Origin of the sequence: Thioalkalivibrio versutus (assembly GCF_001999325.1) — a bacterium.
Taxonomy (GTDB): domain Bacteria; phylum Pseudomonadota; class Gammaproteobacteria; order Ectothiorhodospirales; family Ectothiorhodospiraceae; genus Thioalkalivibrio; species Thioalkalivibrio versutus.
In genome coordinates, this window is record NZ_MVAR01000023.1 from 17,693 (window position 1) to 33,801 (window position 16,109).

Genomic DNA, 16,109 nt, shown 5'->3' on the forward strand with positions numbered 1-16,109 from the left:
TCTGCGTTGCGCCGCTTGACCGTAGAGTGACTACGGCACTGCGCACCGCGCCTTGTCTCGGAAAAAATGGGGCACCAACGCGGACGTGCGAATTGATCAGCGTCTCCTTAGCCTTTGTCCTGGCGCGCGGAGACGCCGGCGGTCAGGGCGTAGCGCATCGCATCCTCCAGCGGCAGGTCCAGCGGCTCGACCCGCTCGCGCGGCAGCATCAGGGTGTAGCCGCCGATCTGGTAGCTCATGGGCATGTAGACCGCGAGCGTCTCCGGCCCCCCCAGGTTGTCCGGCAGGCCCTCGAAGTCCTCGCGGGTGACAAAGCCGACCAGTTTGAAGTCGGTGCCGGGGAACGTGACGAGCACGGCCTTCCCGAAGCGCTGATGGATGTCGCCGGAGAGCAGGTTGGTGACGTCGCGCACGGTGCCGTGGATCGTCTTGATCACGGGGATGCGCTGCATCAGGCCCTCCAGCCAGTCGAACAGCCAGCGCACGACATAGGCCTGCAGCAACACCCCGAGGCCGAAGATCAGGCCGATGCCGGCCAGGATCCCCATGCCCGGGAAGTAGAGCAGATCCGGCAGGACGGCCTGCAGCAGGCCCCCGAGGACATCCTCGGCGGTGCTGCCCAGCCACCACAGCAGGGCCAGCGTGATCGCGGCCGGGAGGATCGCGGCCAGGCCGGTCAGGAAGGTGCGGGAGATTCGGCGCACAGCAGGCTCCGTGCAGGGGGGATCTCCGGAATGCTAACGCATTCGTGTCCGCAGCACGGTCGGCTGCCGGTCACGACTGCTCGGGGCGGCACTTCCGTGATCGGGTGCAGTCTATGAAATGGGTTTGAGCGGCATTTTTGCCGATACATTTTTGCCGATAGAAGGAGCGGACGATGAGCGGATGGACCGGGTTGGGTGTGCTGGCGCTGGTAGTCTCGGCGGTTGCCCTACCGCAGGCCTCCATCGCGGGGGAGTCGGACGCGGCCGCGCCCGAGGACTACGCGATGACGCCCGAGGCGGTGGCGCCGGGCGTCTATGCGGTGATGACGCCGGCGCGGGATCTCCCCAGTCGCGAGAACCTCGGCTGGAACGCGAACATGGCGTTCGTGGTGGCCGACGACGGCGTGCTGGTATTCGACACGGGCTCCTCCGAGACCATGGGTGTGGCGCTGCGCGAGGCGATTGCCGAGGTCACGGGTCAGCCGGTGCGCTGGATCGTGAACAGCCACAGCCACGGGGATCACTGGCTGGGCAACCACGCCTTCGCCGATTCCGACCCGGAGATCATGGCCGGTTCCGCCGCGACCGCGCGTATGGAGACGGAGGCCGAAGGCTGGGTCGAGAATTTCCGCGAGATGACCGAGGGCGCGACCGGTGACACCACGCCGCTGTTGCCGAATGTTGCGGTGGACGAGCGTATCACCCGTGACCTTGGCGGCACCGAGGTGGTGATTCTTCCCTCCGGGGGTGCCCATTCGCCGGGCGATCTGAGCATCTGGCTGCCGCAGACGCGGGTCCTGCTGGCCGGGGACGTGGTCTACAGCGATCGTGCGCCGTCGGTCTGGGATGGCGATGTCGCGCAATGGATCGACCTGCTGGACGAGCTGATCGCGCTGGAGCCGGCGGTGGTCGTACCCGGCCACGGTCGGCTGGAGGATGCGCAGACGCTGGCCCGGCTGCAGCGTTATCTGGTCACGCTTTGGGAGGGGATCGAGGAAGGTGTGGAACAGGGGCTGGCCGCTTTCGAGACCGTGCCGCTGGTGCGCGAGCGCATGGGTGACCTGATCGATCACTACCCCGGCTTCGACGACAAGATCGACCGGTCGGTGGCTACCACGTACCCGGATGTCGAGGCCGCGGTGTTCTGAATCCCTGTGTTCAGAACTGCCAGGTGGCGTGCAGCGAGCCGAACTCGGCCGCGCCCTTGGCCTGCCCGCTGAACTCGCGCGAGCGCCAGACATGGGTGTAGCCCAGGCGCACCCCGCCTACATGAAACACGACCCCGGCGGTGAGTTCGCCCACCACGGGGTGTTTGTCCACCGAGGGCCCGTCACGAAAGACTGGGCCGTCCAGGAACAGGTCGTAGAGCATCAGCCGCGTGTCGATACCGGCAAACGCATAGCCGCCGACGCGCGCGGTGGTCTCGAAGGTGTGGGTGCCGGACAGGGCCGGGCGGATCCGGGGCGGGCCGTAATCGCCCGGCAGGTTGCGCCCCGCGCGCACGATGGCACCGGCATTCGCGAAGGTGAAGGGGGTTCCGGCAGCCGCGCCCCAGTGCGGGGTCAGGTCGGCGCCCCAGCCGTTTGGCGTGCGGTGTGACCGGCCGCGCAGCTGGCGTTCGTAGGCCAGCATCAGCGTCGGTTCATTGCCGATCTGGTGATCCCATCCTTTTGGCTCCGGTGCGCTGGACCAGCTGTGGACCTCCCTCTGGGTGCGTTCGGCCAGGGAGGCCGGGCCGACCGTGCCCAGCGTGACCTGCAGGCGGTCCAGGCGGTTGTCGTGTTCCGCGGCCATGCTGAAATTCAGGTACAGCCAGCCGGCGTAGGGGCGATCATCCGGGTCCGGCGTCGTGCGCTCGATATCCTCCGGGGTGTACATGTTCTGACCCAGGTGGATCGCCGCCTTCAGGCGTTCGGGCTCCTCGCGACGGATGAAGAACGGCAGGCTGTCCGCCACAGTCCGCAGCCACGGTGGCACGCGTTCCTCGCTGCGCGTCCAGCCGATGCGAACCCCGTTGGTGTAGTAGCGATCCTCGCCCCCGAACAGGTCGTTCTCGAATTCGAAGTGCAAGGCATCGACGCCGCTCCCGGCCAGGCTGGTTGGGCTGGCGACCGCCACGCACAGGAGTGCCGTGGCCAGCAGGCCAGCCTCTCTCCAGCGGGTGGAGCGCCGTCGGGATGCGGGGGTGTTCCGGTATGATTGGCGCATGGACCTCTCCAACCAGATCATCTTCCTGGCCGCGATCGTGCTGCTGGGGAGCATCCTTTCGAGCGTGATCACCTCGCGGCTGGGTGTGCCCCTGTTGCTGGTGTTCCTGGTCATCGGGATGCTGCTGGGCCCGGAAGGCCCGGGCGGTCTGGTGTTCGAGAATATCACCGTTGCCTATCTGATCGGCTCGGCGGCGCTGGCGATCATCCTGTTCGACGGCGGGATGCGCACACCGGCGCGCAATTTCCGCATCGGGCTGAAGCCGGCGCTGGGGCTGGCCACACTCGGGGTCATCGTCACCTCGGGGCTGACCGGGGCGTTCGCCGTGTGGTGGCTGGGACTGTCCTGGCTGGAGGGGCTGCTGCTCGGGGCGATTGTCGGGTCCACCGATGCGGCGGCGGTGTTCTCCCTGCTGCGCTCGCGTGGGCTGGAGCTGAAGAGCCGGGTCGGCGCCACGCTCGAAATCGAGTCCGGCTCCAACGACCCGATGGCGATCTTCCTCACCATTGTGCTGATCGAACTGCTGCTGATGCCGGAACAGCAGTTCGGTCTGGTGGTGCTGGTGGAGTTCGTCCAGCAGATGGGCCTGGGCGCGTTGCTCGGGGTGGGTGGCGGCTTTGCCCTGCTCGCGCTGATCAACCGGGTGCCGATGGCGGCCGGGCTTTATCCGCTGTTTGCCATGGCCGGGGCACTGGCCATCTTCGGGCTCACCGGGCTGGTCGGCGGTTCCGGGTTCCTCGCCGTGTACCTGGCGGGGCTGCTGCTCGGCAACCGACCGCTGGAGGCCTCGCAGAACATCAAGCGCTTCCACGACGGCATCGCCTCGCTGGCGCAGATCGGCATGTTCCTGATGCTGGGCATGATCGTCGCCCCGTCCGAGCTCCCGCCGGTGGCGCTGGACGCCGGCCTGGTCGCCGCCGTGCTGATCCTGATCGCGCGGCCGCTGGCGGTGTGGATTTGCCTCTACCCATTCCGCTTTCCCTGGCGCGAGCAGGTGTTCATCTCCTGGGTTGGTCTGCGCGGGGCGGTGCCGATTATCCTCGCGCTGTTCCCCTTGCTGGCCGGGCTGGAACTGGCTGGCTACTTCTTCCACGTGGTGTTCTTCGTCGTGCTGATCTCGCTGCTGGTGCAGGGCTGGACCGTCGCGACCTCGGCGCGCTGGCTGGGGCTGGAGTTGCCCCCCACCACCGCGCGGGTGCAGCGCACCGAGCTCGACATCCCGGGGCAGCAGGAGATGGAGCTGGTCGGCTACCGTCTGGCGGAGACCACCCCGGTGGTGCGCGAGGCCTGGTCGAACTTCCGCTTGCCGGGCAGCGCACGGGTGGTGGCGCATCTGCGCAAGGGCAAATTGCTCGAGACCCTGGAGCTGCTGGATCTGCACGCCGGCGACCATCTCTACATCATGGTCACGCCCGCGGATCTGCATGACCTCGACCGCCTGTTCGTGCCCAAGGACGAGGTGCCGGAACGCCTCACCGAGCGCAGCGTGTTCGGCGAATTCGCGCTCAACGGCGACGCCCAGTTGGGCGCAGTCGGCATGGCCTATGGCGCCCCGGTCCCGCCCGAACGCCAGGGTGAAACCCTGGAGGTCTATCTGCGTCGCGAGCTCCAGGCCGAACCGGTCGTCGGCGATGCCGTCGATCTCGGCCCGATGCGCCTGGTCATCCGCGAGATGGACGGCGCCCGCATCACCCGCGTCGGCCTGAAGCTGCTGAAGCCTTCTTGAGTGTAAGTCCGGCGGTGCGAGGCCTGAATCTCTAAGGGGCCCTATTTTTCCAGCATGGCCTTCAGGCCGGCGAGGTGGGCGCGGGCGGTGAGCTGCTGGGTCTCGGGGTCCGGCGGCTTGGCGTCGGGCCAGTCGAGATGCTCCCCGGGGAGTTCGTCGAGAAAGCGCGAGGGCTCGCAATCGATGCTTTCGCCGTAGCGGCTTCGGCTTTGGGCGTAGGTGATCAGGAGGGTTTGCTGGGCGCGGGTCAGGCCGACATAGGCCAGGCGGCGCTCCTCCTCGATGGAGTCGTCTTCGACGCTGACGCGGTGTGGCAGCAATTCCTCCTCGAAGCCGACCAGGCAGACATGCGGAAACTCCAGGCCCTTGGCGGTGTGCAGGGTCAGCAGCTGTACCGACTCGTTGCCGTCCTGGGAATCCCGGTTGCGGTCGAGGATGTCCATCAGGCTGATGCGATTGACGATGTCGGCAAGACCCATGCTGCGGGTGTCCTCGGCCTCGTCATCACCGTATTCGGCCGTGGTGTTCGCTCCGCCCATGCGCCCGACCCAGTCGATGAATTCGCGCACGTTGTCCATGCGCCGGGTCGCTGCGCGCGGGTTGGGGCTGTTCTCCAACAGCCAGGATTCGTAGTCGATGTCTTCGACCAGGGCGCGTAGCAGGACGTCCGGGGACTCTTCCGCGCCGCGGCGCTGGAAGCCGTCAATCCAGTCAGTAAAGCGCTCCAGCCGGGCCTGGGCGCGGGCATCCATGTATTCGGAAAGACCGGCGCCGCGGGCGGCCTGCAACAGGGAGGTGCCGCGCTGGTTGGCGTAGTGGCCGAGCTTTTCCAGGGTGGCTGGCCCGATCTCGCGGCGCGGGACGTTGACCACGCGCAGGAACGCGGTGTTGTCGTCCGGGTTGGCGAGCAGGCGCAGGTAGGCAACCAGGTCCTTGATCTCGGCCTTCTCGAAGAACGACTGGCCGCCGCTCAGGCGGTAGGGGATGCCCTGCTCGCGCAGGAGCTTCTCGAACAGCCTGGACTGGTGGTTGCTGCGGTAGAGGATCGCGAAATCCCCCCAGCCCGCATTGTGACGGAAACGCCGGCGCATCAGCTCGGAGACCACGCGTGCGGCCTCGGTGTCGGCGTCGGAGCAGCCGATGACCTCAATCTTCTCGCCCTCGCCGAGCGCACTCCACAAGCGCTTCTCGAACACGTGCGGGTTGTTCGCGATCAGCGCGTTCGCCGTGTGCAGGATGCGGTTGGTGGAGCGGTAGTTCTGCTCCAGCTTGATCACCTCCAGGCGCGGGAAGTCGTCCTGTAGGCGCACGAGGTTCTCCGGGCGTGCCCCACGCCAGGCGTAGATCGACTGATCGTCGTCGCCCACCACCGTCAGTCCATCGCTGACGCCAACCAGCAGGCGCACCAGTTGGTACTGCGCGGAGTTGGTGTCCTGGTACTCGTCCACCAGCAGGTGGCGGATACGGTCCTGCCAGCGGTTGCGCAACTCCGGGTCGTCGCGCAGGCAGTCCACCGGGCGTTTGATCAGGTCGTCGAAGTCCACCGCGTTGTAGGCGCGCAGGGCGTCCTCATAGCGCGGGTAGAGGTTGGCGGCGGCGATCGCCTCCGGGGCATCGGTCATCTGACCCGCCTCGTGCAGCGCCTCCGCCGGCGTCATCAGGTCGTTCTTCCAGCGGCTGATGTGGCCGACCAGTGCGTCCACCTCGGAGCCGGTGTCGTCGCGGTAGGTGATCTCCCGCAGCAACTGCCGGCAGTCGCCCGGATCAAGAATGGAAAAGCCGGCACGCAGCCCGGCCGCCTGCAGTTCGCGGCGCAGGAAGTTGAGCCCGAAGGTGTGGAAGGTGGAGACGTTGAGCCCGCGTGCCTGCTCGCGCGACAGGCGGCCCTGCACCCGCTCGCGCATCTCGCGCGCCGCCTTGTTGGTGAAGGTGATGGCCACGATCTGGCGCGCGGCCAGGCCGCGCTGCTCGATCAGGTGTGCGATCTTCTCGGTGATTACGCGCGTCTTGCCCGACCCCGCTCCGGCCAGCACCAGCAGTGGGTGGTCCGTGGTGGTCACGGCGGCCTGTTGTTGGGGGTTCAGTTCGGACACCGGGCAGGTCGATTCCTTCGCAACGGGGCGCGTAAACTAACCCACGATTCAGCATTCATAAAGACAGTAACGGTGAGGATAAGCCATTGACCGATGCGTCGGGCACCGCAGCGTCGGCCGGACCGGAAGGTTCGCTCGTGCGCCTGACCCAGTTCGATTTTCATCAGCGCCTGATGGATGTGCCAGGCCCGGCGGTCATTCTGTTCACCCGTCGGGGCTGCGGCGCCTGCAAGGTGATGGGTCGGGTCCTGGCGGAGTGGCAGGCGGCCGCGGATGCGCCTGCCTTGTTCGTGGTGGACGCCGAGACGGATACCGCCCTGGTGCGCGAATTCGAGGTCTTCCATCTGCCGGCGCTGTTCGTGTTCCAGGCGGGCGCCTACCACGGTCGCCTGGAGGCCCCGCCCCGGTTGCCCCTGCTGCGCGAGGCGCTGACCGCCTGCCTCGCGCGCCCACCCGAGGAGGCACCATGACCTCGAGCGACATCGACTGGTGGCCGCCCGCGCGCGTGGTGGAAAGCCCGAACCAGGATGCCCGCCCGCCGGGACAGGACCCGGAGTTGATTGTGGTGCATGCGATCAGTCTTCCGCCCGGCGAGTTCGGCGGACCGCATATCGCCGAGCTCTTCCAGAACCGGCTGGATCCGCAGGCCCATCCCTACTTTGCCGAGATCGCGGCGTTGCATGTCTCCGCCCATGTGCTGATTAACCGCGACGGGTGGGCCACCCAGTTCGTGCCGTTCTCCCGCCGTGCCTGGCATGCAGGGGCGTCGCAGTGGTGCGGACGCGAGCGCTGCAACGATTTCTCCATCGGGATCGAACTCGAGGGGACCGACGAGGATCCGTTCACCCCGGCGCAGTACGCCGAACTGGCGCGGTTGGTGGGCTGGCTCCGGGCACGCTACCCCGGTATTGGCGCGGATGGGCTGGTGGGTCACAGCGACATCGCGCCGGGGCGCAAGACGGACCCCGGGCCCTGCTTCGACTGGACGCGCCTGCGGCGGGAATTACAGGCGGTGACGGCATGATCGTGGATTTGTTGCGCCACGGGGAGCCGGAGGGCGGTCAGCGCTATCGCGGTCATGGCTGCGACGATCCGCTGAGCCCGCGCGGGTGGGCCCAGATGGAGCAGGCGGTGAAAGGCGAGGCCGGCTGGCAGTACGTGGTCAGTTCGCCGATGCAGCGTTGCCGCGCCTTCGCTGAACGCTTCGCCGCCGGACAGGATTTACCGCTGTCCCTGGCGCCGGATCTGCGCGAGGTGGGCTTCGGCGACTGGGAGGGGCGGACCCGGGTTGAGCTTCAGCGTGACCGGCCGGAAGAGTACCGCGCCTTCTACGCCGACCCAGTCCACGCGCGGCCGGCAGGGGCCGAGCCGCTGGCGGACTTTCGGCGGCGGGTGGAGACCGGCTTCGAGGCGGCGTTGCGGCCCCTGGAGGCCGAGCGCGTGCTGCTGGTCGTGCACGCCGGGGTGATCCGCGCCCTGGTGGGCTGGGTGATGGGGGTGCCGGACGCGCGGCTGTTCCAGTTGGAATGCGACTATGCCAGCCGCACCCGCCTGCACCGGCACCCGACCCGGGGCTGGCGCCTGATCCACGCCAACCGGGTTTGAGTCGGACGCCGCTCCGGTCTACCCGGCCTGGTTGCTGCGTTTGGGGACGGCCTTCACCGACAGGTAGAAGTCGTTGTTCAGCACGTCGATCAGACGATCGATGTTCGGGTGCTTGCCGGGGTTGGCGCGGGCGTCATCGGCGTGGTTGCCGTACATCAGCAGCCCCGAGTTGGCCGCCTTGGGGCCGATGCCGCCGAAGTCCAGCGCCAGCTGATAGTAGATCTGCAGCGACAGGCTCTGGCCTTCCACGTTTTCGATGGTCGCGGTGGGGTTGTAGTCTTCGCCAAACAATTCCAGGCGTTCGATATTGCTGACGTCGGGCAGCTTCTTGGACATGTCGGGCTCCTCGAAATAATGGCGGCATTATCGGGGCATGACCCGGTGGCGACAACCAACCCGCGAAGGCGGCAGGGTCGCGCCGGGTCAGCGACGAAGGCGCCACATGCTAAGATAGCGGCTTTTGTCGAGGGGACACGAACATGTCGCGAAGCGCGTTCATGGAGGCCGCCCAGGCCGCCGCCGATGCCGCCGAGAAGGTAATCCGCCACTATTACGAGGCGGGTGTCGACGTCGAAACCAAACCCGACGATACCCCGGTGACCCGGGCCGACGTGGAGAGCGAACAGGCGATCCGCCAGGTGATCCGCGAGCACTTCCCGGATCACGGTTTCTACGGCGAGGAGACCGGGCAGTCGGACATGGATTCCGACTATGTCTGGCTGATTGACCCGATCGACGGCACCAAGAGCTTCGTGCGTCGCTACCCGTTCTTCTCCACCCAGATCGCGCTGATGTACAAGGGCGACCTGATCCTGGGGCTGTCCAATGGCATCCAGTTCGGCGAGCGGGCCTGGGCGGAAAAGGGCCAGGGCGCGTTCCTGAATGGCGACCCGATCGCGGTCGAGAAGACCACCGATCTGGGGCGGGCCTCCCTGTCCACCGGTAACCTCAAGTCCCTGGCGCAGAATGCTGAAGGCTGGAAGGCACTGGGCGGCATCACGGCCGAGGTGAACCGCACCCGTGGCTACGGCGACTTCTACCACTACCACCTGCTGGCGCGCGGCAGCATCGACCTGATCGTCGAGTCGGACGTGAATATCCTGGATATCGCCGCACTGGCGGTGATCGTGCGCGAGGCGGGGGGCGTGTTCACCAACCTCTCTGGCGGCGAACTGGACCTGCAGACCGCGAATGTCCTGGCCGCGGCCACCCCGGAACTGCATCGTACGGCCCTGACCCGCTTGGGCTGGAAGGGCTAGTCAGCGCCTTCCCATGCGCCCCGATCGGGGCGCATGGGGTTGCCGGCGCCGGGGGTTATTCTCCGGCGCCGTTCCCGTTGGTTCCCACCAGTCCGTGGGTGCGCAGCTTCTTGCGCAGGGTGGCGCGGTTGAGCCCGAGCAGGGCCGCCGCGCGGCTCTGGTTGCCCCCGCAGCGCTCCAGCACGCTGGCCAGGAGGGGGCGCTCCACCTCGTTCATCACCAGCGCGTAGAGATCGTGGCTGCTCTGCCCATCCAGGGTCTCGAAGTACTGGTCCAGTGCATGGCGCACGGACTCGGCCAGCACACAGTCGGACGGGAGGACGCCTGCAACCGGCGTCTCGTGGACCTCTGGGTCCTGTTCGAGTGGCATGTTCATGCTCATGCAGCCTCGCTTGCGATTCCCGTCAGGTGGGCCCGAAGGCGCCACAGTTGTTCGCTGGCCGTGGGGGCGGCGAGAAGATCAGCCCGGGCCGCCCGGGTGCGGGCCTCGTCGAGACCCAGGCCCTGAAGATACCAGCCCAGGTGCTTGCGCGCGATGCGCACGCCCTGCGGTTCGCCGTATTGGGCGTGCAATTCGCCAATGTGCTCCTCGATCAGGGCCAGGCGGGCGGCGCGCCCGGGTGCCGGCGGTATCGGTTCGCCCGCCAGCGCGGCCCGGATCTGGCCCGGGAGCCAGGGCTGGCCCTGGGCGGCACGCCCGATCATCACGCCCGCCGCACGGGTCGTATCCAGTACCTGCAGGGCCTTTTCGGGGCCGGTGATGTCGCCATTGGCGAGCACGGGGATGGAAACGGCCCGGACGATGCGCGCGATGGCGGCGTAGTCCGTCTCTCCGCGATAGGCATCGGCCCGCGTGCGGCCATGCACGGTCAGCATCGCGATGCCGCAGTCCTCGGCAATGGCCGCGATGGTCTCGCCGTTGATCCGTTCGCGGTCGAGGCCCAGGCGCATCTTCAGGGTCACCGGGACCGTGACCGCGGTGGTGAGCGCCTGGAGCAGTTCGCGCACCCGTTCCGGCTCGCCCAGTAGCGCCGATCCGGCGGCCTTGCTGCAGACCTTCTTGGCCGGACAGCCGAGGTTCAGATCAATCACGTCGGCACCGCGGCGCACGTTCTCGCGCGCAGCCTCGGCCAGGGCCTCGGGTTCGTTACCCAGCAACTGTACGATGCGCGGGCGCGGCTCCTGGCGATGATCCAGGCGGTGGCGGCTCTTGTCGCTGGTCCATAGTCGGGTGTCGGAGGTCACCATCTCGGATACCGCCGCGCTGGCCCCCAGGCGGCGGGCCAGTAACCGAAACGGACGGTCGCTGACCCCGGCCATCGGCGCCAGAAACACGACAGGGTCGGGGAAGTGGTGAGTTCCGAGCTGCATCGGGGCTATCGGGTCGGGAGCAAGCGGGTCAGTCTAGCAGCTAACCTGCGCGGTTTCCGGTGCGGTCGATCGCGAAACCATGTGAATGCGCGCGAGCTTGGACCCGGGAATTACCGGGGCTGGATTTCGATGCCGGTGATGTGGCCATGAGGACTGGCAACGGCCAGACGCACGGAATGGGGGGAGTGGGCATTCATCGGTGCGTGGGTGTCGGTGTAGTCGTCGGGGGTTAGCCGGAGGGTGCCATGGGGCGTCCCAAGCTGGTCGGTCAGGCGGATATCGAGGATCGGCCAGGCCTGCCGGATCGGGCTCTCGAGCACGAATTGCAGGTGCAGAGTGCCATCGCTGGTGGTGAAGAAATCGGGCGCCGAGGTGCGGACTTGGCCAGGGGCGCGCCGCGGGTGCCAGGTCGGGCAGGGGAGGGCCGCGCACACTTGTGCCCGGGCCTGGTCCAGCTGGGGACTCCGGTCCGGTGCCACGGGCGGGATTGCCAGTAGTTGCGCGCCCAGCAGCAGCATCAGGGCGGCGGCCAGCACGATCCCCGGCCAGGAGCGCCGGCGTGTTGCGTCTGCCGAGCCCAGGGGGCTTGCGTGGCGTTCGATGTTGAGGGGGATTGCAGCGCCCGGGGCCCGCTCGATGGCGTGGAGGGGCGCCTGCCGTGCCGGGAGGAGCCCTTGGCCCAGCACGCGTTCGCCCGCGCCGCCGATCTCCAGTGCCGGGAACAGATCGAACTCGGCATCGCAATTGGAGCAGTGCACTCGCCTCTGGCGGAGCTTGGCCCCGCGGGCGAGGGCGTGGGTGACGCCGCATTGGGGGCAGCGGGCCAGCATCCTACGGGCTGGGCGTCAGGTGTCGCGAGGATTCGCCCGATGGGGCCTGCTGATGGGCTTGCGGCGCGTTGCTGCAGCCGGGCGATCCTGTGCTTGCGGCGCCTTGCCGTTGAGAGCGATCGACTCGGCCGGGCGCGTCCATGACTCAGCGTCTCCCTAGCGCCGGCGGCCGCCGAGCAGGGCCCAGCCTTCGCGGCAGTCCTCGACGCCGATATCGAAGGTGTCAGAGTAGGCCGCGATGACTTCGTCTGCCTGGCGTTCGAGCAGCCCGGCGAGCAGGATGCGTGCGCCCGGTTTCGCCGCCCGAGCCAACTCCGGTGCCAGATCGATCAGCGGCTTGGCGAGGATGTTGGCCAGCACCAGGTCATAGGCCGCGTCGGGCACAGGGTGATCGGTCAGCCCCGTCTCCAGCTGTGCGGGCGGGATGGCGTTGGAGTCGGCATTGCTGCGGGTGGCTTGCACGGCCTGTTCATCGATGTCGATGCCCAGTGCATGGCGTGCGCCCAGCTTCAGGGCGGCGATCGCGAGGATGCCAGAGCCGCAGCCGTAGTCGAGGACCTCTTGATCGCGCGGTGGCTGCTGGGCCAGGGCGGCCAGGCACATCGCGGTGGTCGGGTGATTGCCGGTCCCGAAGGCAAGGCCGGGGTCCAGGCGCACGAAGGTGCCTTCCTCGATCGCCGGTTCATCCTCCCAGGAGGGCACGATCCAGAGTGCGCCGCCGCAATGGATGGCGCCAAGACCGTCCAGCCCGGCGCGGACCCAGTCCTGGTCCTCGATCGCCTGGACCTGGATCGCCTCCGGGGCCTGCGCTTGGCGCGCCAGCGCGGCGGCGGCGAGGTCCGCCTGGGTGGTGTCCGGGAACACCGCCTTCAGGCGCACGGTGGACCACAGGGGATGGGTGCCCAGGGGCGGCTCGAAGAGGGGTTCGTCTGCGGCGTCGAACAGCTCGACGCTGACGGCACCCAGTTCGAACAGGGTGTCCTCCAGCGGCTCGGCTTGTTCCGGGCTGATCTGGCATTCAAGTTCGGCAAGGCTCATGGCATCAGGCTCGTGGCGCGAGGGGGAAGGGTCAGGCCTGTGCCTTGAGCTTCTTCTCGAGATAGTGGATATCGGTCTCGCCGCGCTGGAAGTTCGCGTCGATCATCAGGTCGTGGTGCAGCGCGACGTTGGTCTGGATGCCGTCCACCACGATCTCGCCCAGGGCGCCGCGCATGCGCGCCAGCGCGATCTCGCGGCTGTTGCCGTGGGCGATCAGCTTGCCGATCATGGAGTCGTAGTACGGCGGCACCATGTAGCCGTTGTAGATGTGGGTATCCATGCGGATGCCCGGTCCGCCCGGCGCGTGGTATTGCTGGATGGTGCCGGGGCTGGGCATGAAGGTACGGGGGTCTTCCGCATTGATGCGGCACTCGATCGCGTGACCGGTGATGCGCACGTCGTCCTGCGTGTAGCCCAGGGGTTCCCCGGCGGCGATGCGGATCTGTTCGCGCACCAGATCGATGCCGGTGACCTGCTCGGTGACGGTGTGCTCGACCTGCAGCCGGGTGTTCATCTCGATGAAATAGAAGCCCCCGTTCTCGTACAGGAACTCGAAGGTCCCGGCGCCGCGGTAGCCGATCTCCTGACAGGCGCGGATCAGACGTTCGGCCATGGCCTGGCGCTGGTCATCGGTAATGCCAGGGGCCGGTGCCTCCTCGATGACCTTCTGGTGGCGTCGCTGCATGGAGCAGTCACGTTCGCCCAGGCAGACGGCGTTGCCGTGGCTGTCGGCGAGGATCTGGAACTCCACGTGGCGCGGGTGTTCCAGGTACTTCTCCATGTACAGGGCGTCATTGCCGAACCCCTGCTGCGCCTCGTTGCGGGTCAGCGATATGGCGTTCAGCAGCGCGCCCTCGGTGTGTACCACACGCATGCCGCGCCCGCCCCCGCCGGCGGCGGCCTTGATGATGACCGGGTAACCGATCTCGCGCGCCAGCGCCAGGTTGGTGTCCGCGTCGTCGCCCAGGGCGCCGCCGGAGCCGGGGACGCAGGGCACGTTGGCCTCCAGCATCGACTGCTTCGCGGAGACCTTGTCGCCCATCAGACGGATGGTCTCGGCGCGCGGACCGATGAAGGCGAAGCCCGAAGACTCCACTCGTTCGGCGAAGTCCGCGTTTTCCGACAGGAAGCCGTAGCCCGGGTGGATCGCTCCGGCGTCGGTGACCTCGGCGGCCGCGATCAGCGCGGGAATGTTCAGGTAGCTCTCGCCCGAGGCCGCGGGGCCGATGCAGACCGACTCGTCCGCCAGGCGAACGTGCTTCAGGTCGCGGTCGGCGCTGGAGTGGGCGGCGACGGTGGCAATGCCCATTTCGCGGCAGGCACGCAGGACCCGCAGGGCGATCTCGCCGCGGTTGGCGATCAGAATTTTCTCAAACATGCTCGAACCTGTTTCCAGCGAAGCCGGGGGTGTGAGGCCCGGCGGATGGGTTCATCCGATGATGAACAGCGGCTGCCCGTATTCCACCGGGTTGCCGTTCTCGACCAGGATGTCGCGGATGGTGCCGCCCTGGTCGGCCTCGATCGGGTTGAGCATCTTCATGGCCTCGATGATGCAGAGGGTCTCGCCGGCCTCCACCGTCTGGCCGACCTCGACGAACGGCTTGGAGCCCGGGCTCGGCGCCCGGTAGAAGGTGCCGACCATGGGTGCGGTGACCCGATGACCGTCCATTTCCGGTGCGGCCTCCGTCGCGCCCGCCGGGGCTGCGGTCGGGGCCGCCGCGGCGGGCGCCGCTGGGGGCAATGGGGCCGGGGCGGCGGCCATGGGCGTCCCACTGGCGGAGCGGGTGATGCGCACCGACTCCTCGCCTTCGTGGATCTCGATCTCGTGGATGCCGCTCTCGTCGAGCAGGTCGATCAGTTTCTTGACCTTGCGAATGTCCATGGAAGCCTCTTAGTCCTTGATAGCTGCAAGAGCCGCATCCAGCGCCAGCCGGTAGCCAATGACGCCGAAGCCACTGACCAGGCCGGCGGCGACATCGCTCAGGCGCGAGGTCTGGCGGAAGGGCTCGCGGGCGTGGATGTTGCTGATATGGATCTCGTAGAACGGGATGGCGACGCCCAGCAGGGCATCGCGCAGGCTGACACTGGTGTGGGTCAGGCCGCCCGGATTGATCAGGATGTGCTCCACGCCCTCGCCGGCGGCGGCGTGGATGCGGTCGATCAGGTCGCCTTCGTGATTGCTCTGGAAGCAGTCGAGGGTTGCGCCGGCCTGTTCCGCCCGGGCTTTAAGGTCGGTCTCGATGTCCGCCAGGGTCTGTACGCCGTAGCGCTCCGGCTCCCGCTGTCCCAGCAGGTTCAGGTTGGGGCCGTTGAGCAGCAGTATGGACGCCATGGCAGGGGGAATCGGTAGCGATCCTGTCGAGAATGGACGCGATTGCACCGAAAAATCACGATGCAGCGAATGATCGGGATTCTGCCGCAGGAAGGGTAGGAGTGTCCAGCGCGAGGCGCTGGAGACGTCGCCAGAATGGGGTCGGCCCGGCCTCGGCTAGCGCCGGGGTGGTGGGCCGGAACGTGCAGTTTAGTCGGCGGTGAGCGGGAACAGGGTGAGTTCGACGCGGCGGTTCTGTTCGCGGCCCGCATCGGTGTCGTTGGTAGCGACCGGCTGGTGCGGCCCGAGGCCGATGGTGTGCACCCGCACCGGCTGCACGCCACGGCGGATCAGGGCCTGACCCACGCTCTCGGCACGGCGCTCGGAGAGGTCCATGTTGTATTCCACCCGGCCGGTGCTGTCGGTGTGACCGGCGATCTCGATCCCGGTCTGATCGAACTCCTCCAGCACCAGTGCGACCGAGTCGAGGACGTCATGGAACTGCGGCTTGATCTCGCTGCGATCGAAATCGAAGGTGATGTTGCTCGGCATGTTGAGGATGATGTTGTCGCCATCGCGGGTCACGCTCACGCCGGTGCCGCGCAGCTGTTCGCGCAGGGCATCCTCCTGGCGGTCCATGTAGTTGCCGATGGCGCCACCGGCTAGGGCCCCGATGCCGGCGCCAATCATGGCGCGCTGGGTGCGGTTGCGACTGCTGGTGACGCTACCGAGCACCGCACCGGTGGCGGCCCCGATGCCGGCCCCGATGGTGGCTCGGGAGACGCGTTCTTCCCCGGTGTACGGATCCGTGGTGGTGCAGCCCACCACCAGTACCAGGGCGCTGGTGACGGCCAGGGCGAGAATGCGTTGCATGATGAATCTCCCAGTATTCGCTGGCCCCGTGCGGATACGGGGCAATAGGTTCAGCTTGCGCTGTGGCGCGTGAACCGTCCATGAACCCGGG

The 16,109-nt window shown here is 67.6% G+C and carries 18 protein-coding genes; 6 read left to right on the plus strand and 12 right to left on the minus strand.

The features are described 5' to 3' along the window. Positions 1–107: 107 nt before the first annotated feature. Positions 108–704: a DUF502 domain-containing protein gene (locus tag B0684_RS08695; RefSeq protein WP_018176261.1), complete on the minus strand. Its 597-nt coding sequence runs from the start codon at positions 702–704 to the stop codon at positions 108–110. Positions 705–877: 173 nt separating this feature from the next. Here B0684_RS08695 and B0684_RS08700 point away from each other — a divergent pair, with 173 nt between their 5' ends. Further along, positions 878–1,852, plus strand: coding sequence for an MBL fold metallo-hydrolase (locus B0684_RS08700; RefSeq protein ID WP_018176260.1), 975 nt, complete (start codon positions 878–880; stop codon positions 1,850–1,852). A gap of 10 nt (positions 1,853–1,862) precedes the next feature. Here the strand turns inward: B0684_RS08700 and B0684_RS08705 are convergent, their stop codons facing one another. Next, positions 1,863–2,822, minus strand: a complete 960-nt coding sequence (locus tag B0684_RS08705; protein ID WP_018168382.1) for a lipid A deacylase LpxR family protein — start codon at positions 2,820–2,822, stop codon at positions 1,863–1,865. Positions 2,823–2,910: 88 nt separating this feature from the next. Between B0684_RS08705 and B0684_RS08710 the strand changes: the two genes are divergently transcribed. Then, the gene (locus tag B0684_RS08710) at positions 2,911–4,638 is read left to right on the plus strand and encodes a potassium/proton antiporter (protein ID WP_018144672.1); all 1,728 of its coding nucleotides are present in this window, start codon (positions 2,911–2,913) and stop codon (positions 4,636–4,638) included. 41 nt (positions 4,639–4,679) lie between these two features. Here the strand turns inward: B0684_RS08710 and B0684_RS08715 are convergent, their stop codons facing one another. Beyond that, entirely contained in the window at positions 4,680–6,731 is a 2,052-nt protein-coding gene (locus tag B0684_RS08715; protein ID WP_018650585.1) for a UvrD-helicase domain-containing protein, read from the minus strand. 86 nt (positions 6,732–6,817) lie between these two features. Between B0684_RS08715 and B0684_RS08720 the strand changes: the two genes are divergently transcribed. Genes B0684_RS08720 through B0684_RS08730 form a run of 3 tightly spaced genes read left to right on the plus strand, consistent with a single transcriptional unit; the run spans position 6,818 to position 8,336 of the window. Then, entirely contained in the window at positions 6,818–7,201 is a 384-nt protein-coding gene (locus B0684_RS08720) for a thioredoxin family protein (RefSeq protein WP_018650584.1), read from the plus strand. Then, a complete protein-coding gene (gene ampD, locus B0684_RS08725; protein WP_018168377.1) occupies positions 7,198–7,755 on the plus strand; it encodes a 1,6-anhydro-N-acetylmuramyl-L-alanine amidase AmpD in 558 nt (185 codons plus the stop codon). Before B0684_RS08720 ends, ampD begins: the two co-directional genes overlap by 4 nt. Next, a complete protein-coding gene (locus B0684_RS08730) occupies positions 7,752–8,336 on the plus strand; it encodes a histidine phosphatase family protein (RefSeq protein WP_018168376.1) in 585 nt (194 codons plus the stop codon). The genes ampD and B0684_RS08730 overlap by 4 nt, the downstream gene beginning before the upstream one ends. An 18-nt stretch (positions 8,337–8,354) precedes the next feature. Here the strand turns inward: B0684_RS08730 and B0684_RS08735 are convergent, their stop codons facing one another. Next, positions 8,355–8,672: a DUF2322 family protein gene (locus B0684_RS08735; protein WP_018144666.1), complete on the minus strand. Its 318-nt coding sequence runs from the start codon at positions 8,670–8,672 to the stop codon at positions 8,355–8,357. Between the two features lie 161 nt (positions 8,673–8,833). Between B0684_RS08735 and B0684_RS08740 the strand changes: the two genes are divergently transcribed. Then, positions 8,834–9,595, plus strand: coding sequence for an inositol monophosphatase family protein (locus B0684_RS08740; protein ID WP_018176257.1), 762 nt, complete (start codon positions 8,834–8,836; stop codon positions 9,593–9,595). 55 nt (positions 9,596–9,650) lie between these two features. On the opposite strand, the gene B0684_RS08745 is transcribed toward B0684_RS08740, so the two are convergent. The 8 genes from B0684_RS08745 to B0684_RS08780 all read right to left on the minus strand — a co-directional run bounded on the left by B0684_RS08745 (position 9,651) and on the right by B0684_RS08780 (position 16,018). Beyond that, positions 9,651–9,977 carry a helix-turn-helix domain-containing protein gene (locus B0684_RS08745; protein ID WP_018144664.1) on the minus strand — a complete coding sequence of 109 codons (327 nt, stop codon included), beginning with the start codon at positions 9,975–9,977 and terminating at the stop codon, positions 9,651–9,653. Further along, complete coding sequence (gene dusB, locus B0684_RS08750; RefSeq protein WP_018176256.1) at positions 9,974–10,966, minus strand: tRNA dihydrouridine synthase DusB; 993 nt, start codon at positions 10,964–10,966, stop codon at positions 9,974–9,976. Before dusB ends, B0684_RS08745 begins: the two co-directional genes overlap by 4 nt. A gap of 110 nt (positions 10,967–11,076) precedes the next feature. Then, positions 11,077–11,724 carry a DUF3426 domain-containing protein gene (locus B0684_RS08755; protein WP_018650583.1) on the minus strand — a complete coding sequence of 216 codons (648 nt, stop codon included), beginning with the start codon at positions 11,722–11,724 and terminating at the stop codon, positions 11,077–11,079. A 228-nt stretch (positions 11,725–11,952) separates the two neighbouring features. Then, on the minus strand, positions 11,953–12,834 hold the full coding sequence (gene prmA, locus B0684_RS08760; protein ID WP_018168372.1) for a 50S ribosomal protein L11 methyltransferase: 882 nt from the start codon (positions 12,832–12,834) through the stop codon (positions 11,953–11,955). A 31-nt stretch (positions 12,835–12,865) separates the two neighbouring features. Next, positions 12,866–14,212, minus strand: a complete 1,347-nt coding sequence (accC, locus tag B0684_RS08765; protein ID WP_018168371.1) for an acetyl-CoA carboxylase biotin carboxylase subunit — start codon at positions 14,210–14,212, stop codon at positions 12,866–12,868. Positions 14,213–14,263: 51 nt separating this feature from the next. Further along, positions 14,264–14,716 (minus strand): acetyl-CoA carboxylase biotin carboxyl carrier protein, encoded by a 453-nt coding sequence (gene accB, locus B0684_RS08770; RefSeq protein WP_018650582.1) that lies wholly within the window; start codon positions 14,714–14,716, stop codon positions 14,264–14,266. A 9-nt stretch (positions 14,717–14,725) separates the two neighbouring features. Beyond that, positions 14,726–15,166: a type II 3-dehydroquinate dehydratase gene (gene aroQ / locus B0684_RS08775; RefSeq protein ID WP_018176254.1), complete on the minus strand. Its 441-nt coding sequence runs from the start codon at positions 15,164–15,166 to the stop codon at positions 14,726–14,728. A 189-nt stretch (positions 15,167–15,355) separates the two neighbouring features. Then, positions 15,356–16,018 (minus strand): YiaD family glycine zipper/OmpA-like lipoprotein, encoded by a 663-nt coding sequence (locus tag B0684_RS08780; RefSeq protein ID WP_018650581.1) that lies wholly within the window; start codon positions 16,016–16,018, stop codon positions 15,356–15,358. Positions 16,019–16,109: the final 91 nt, after the last annotated feature.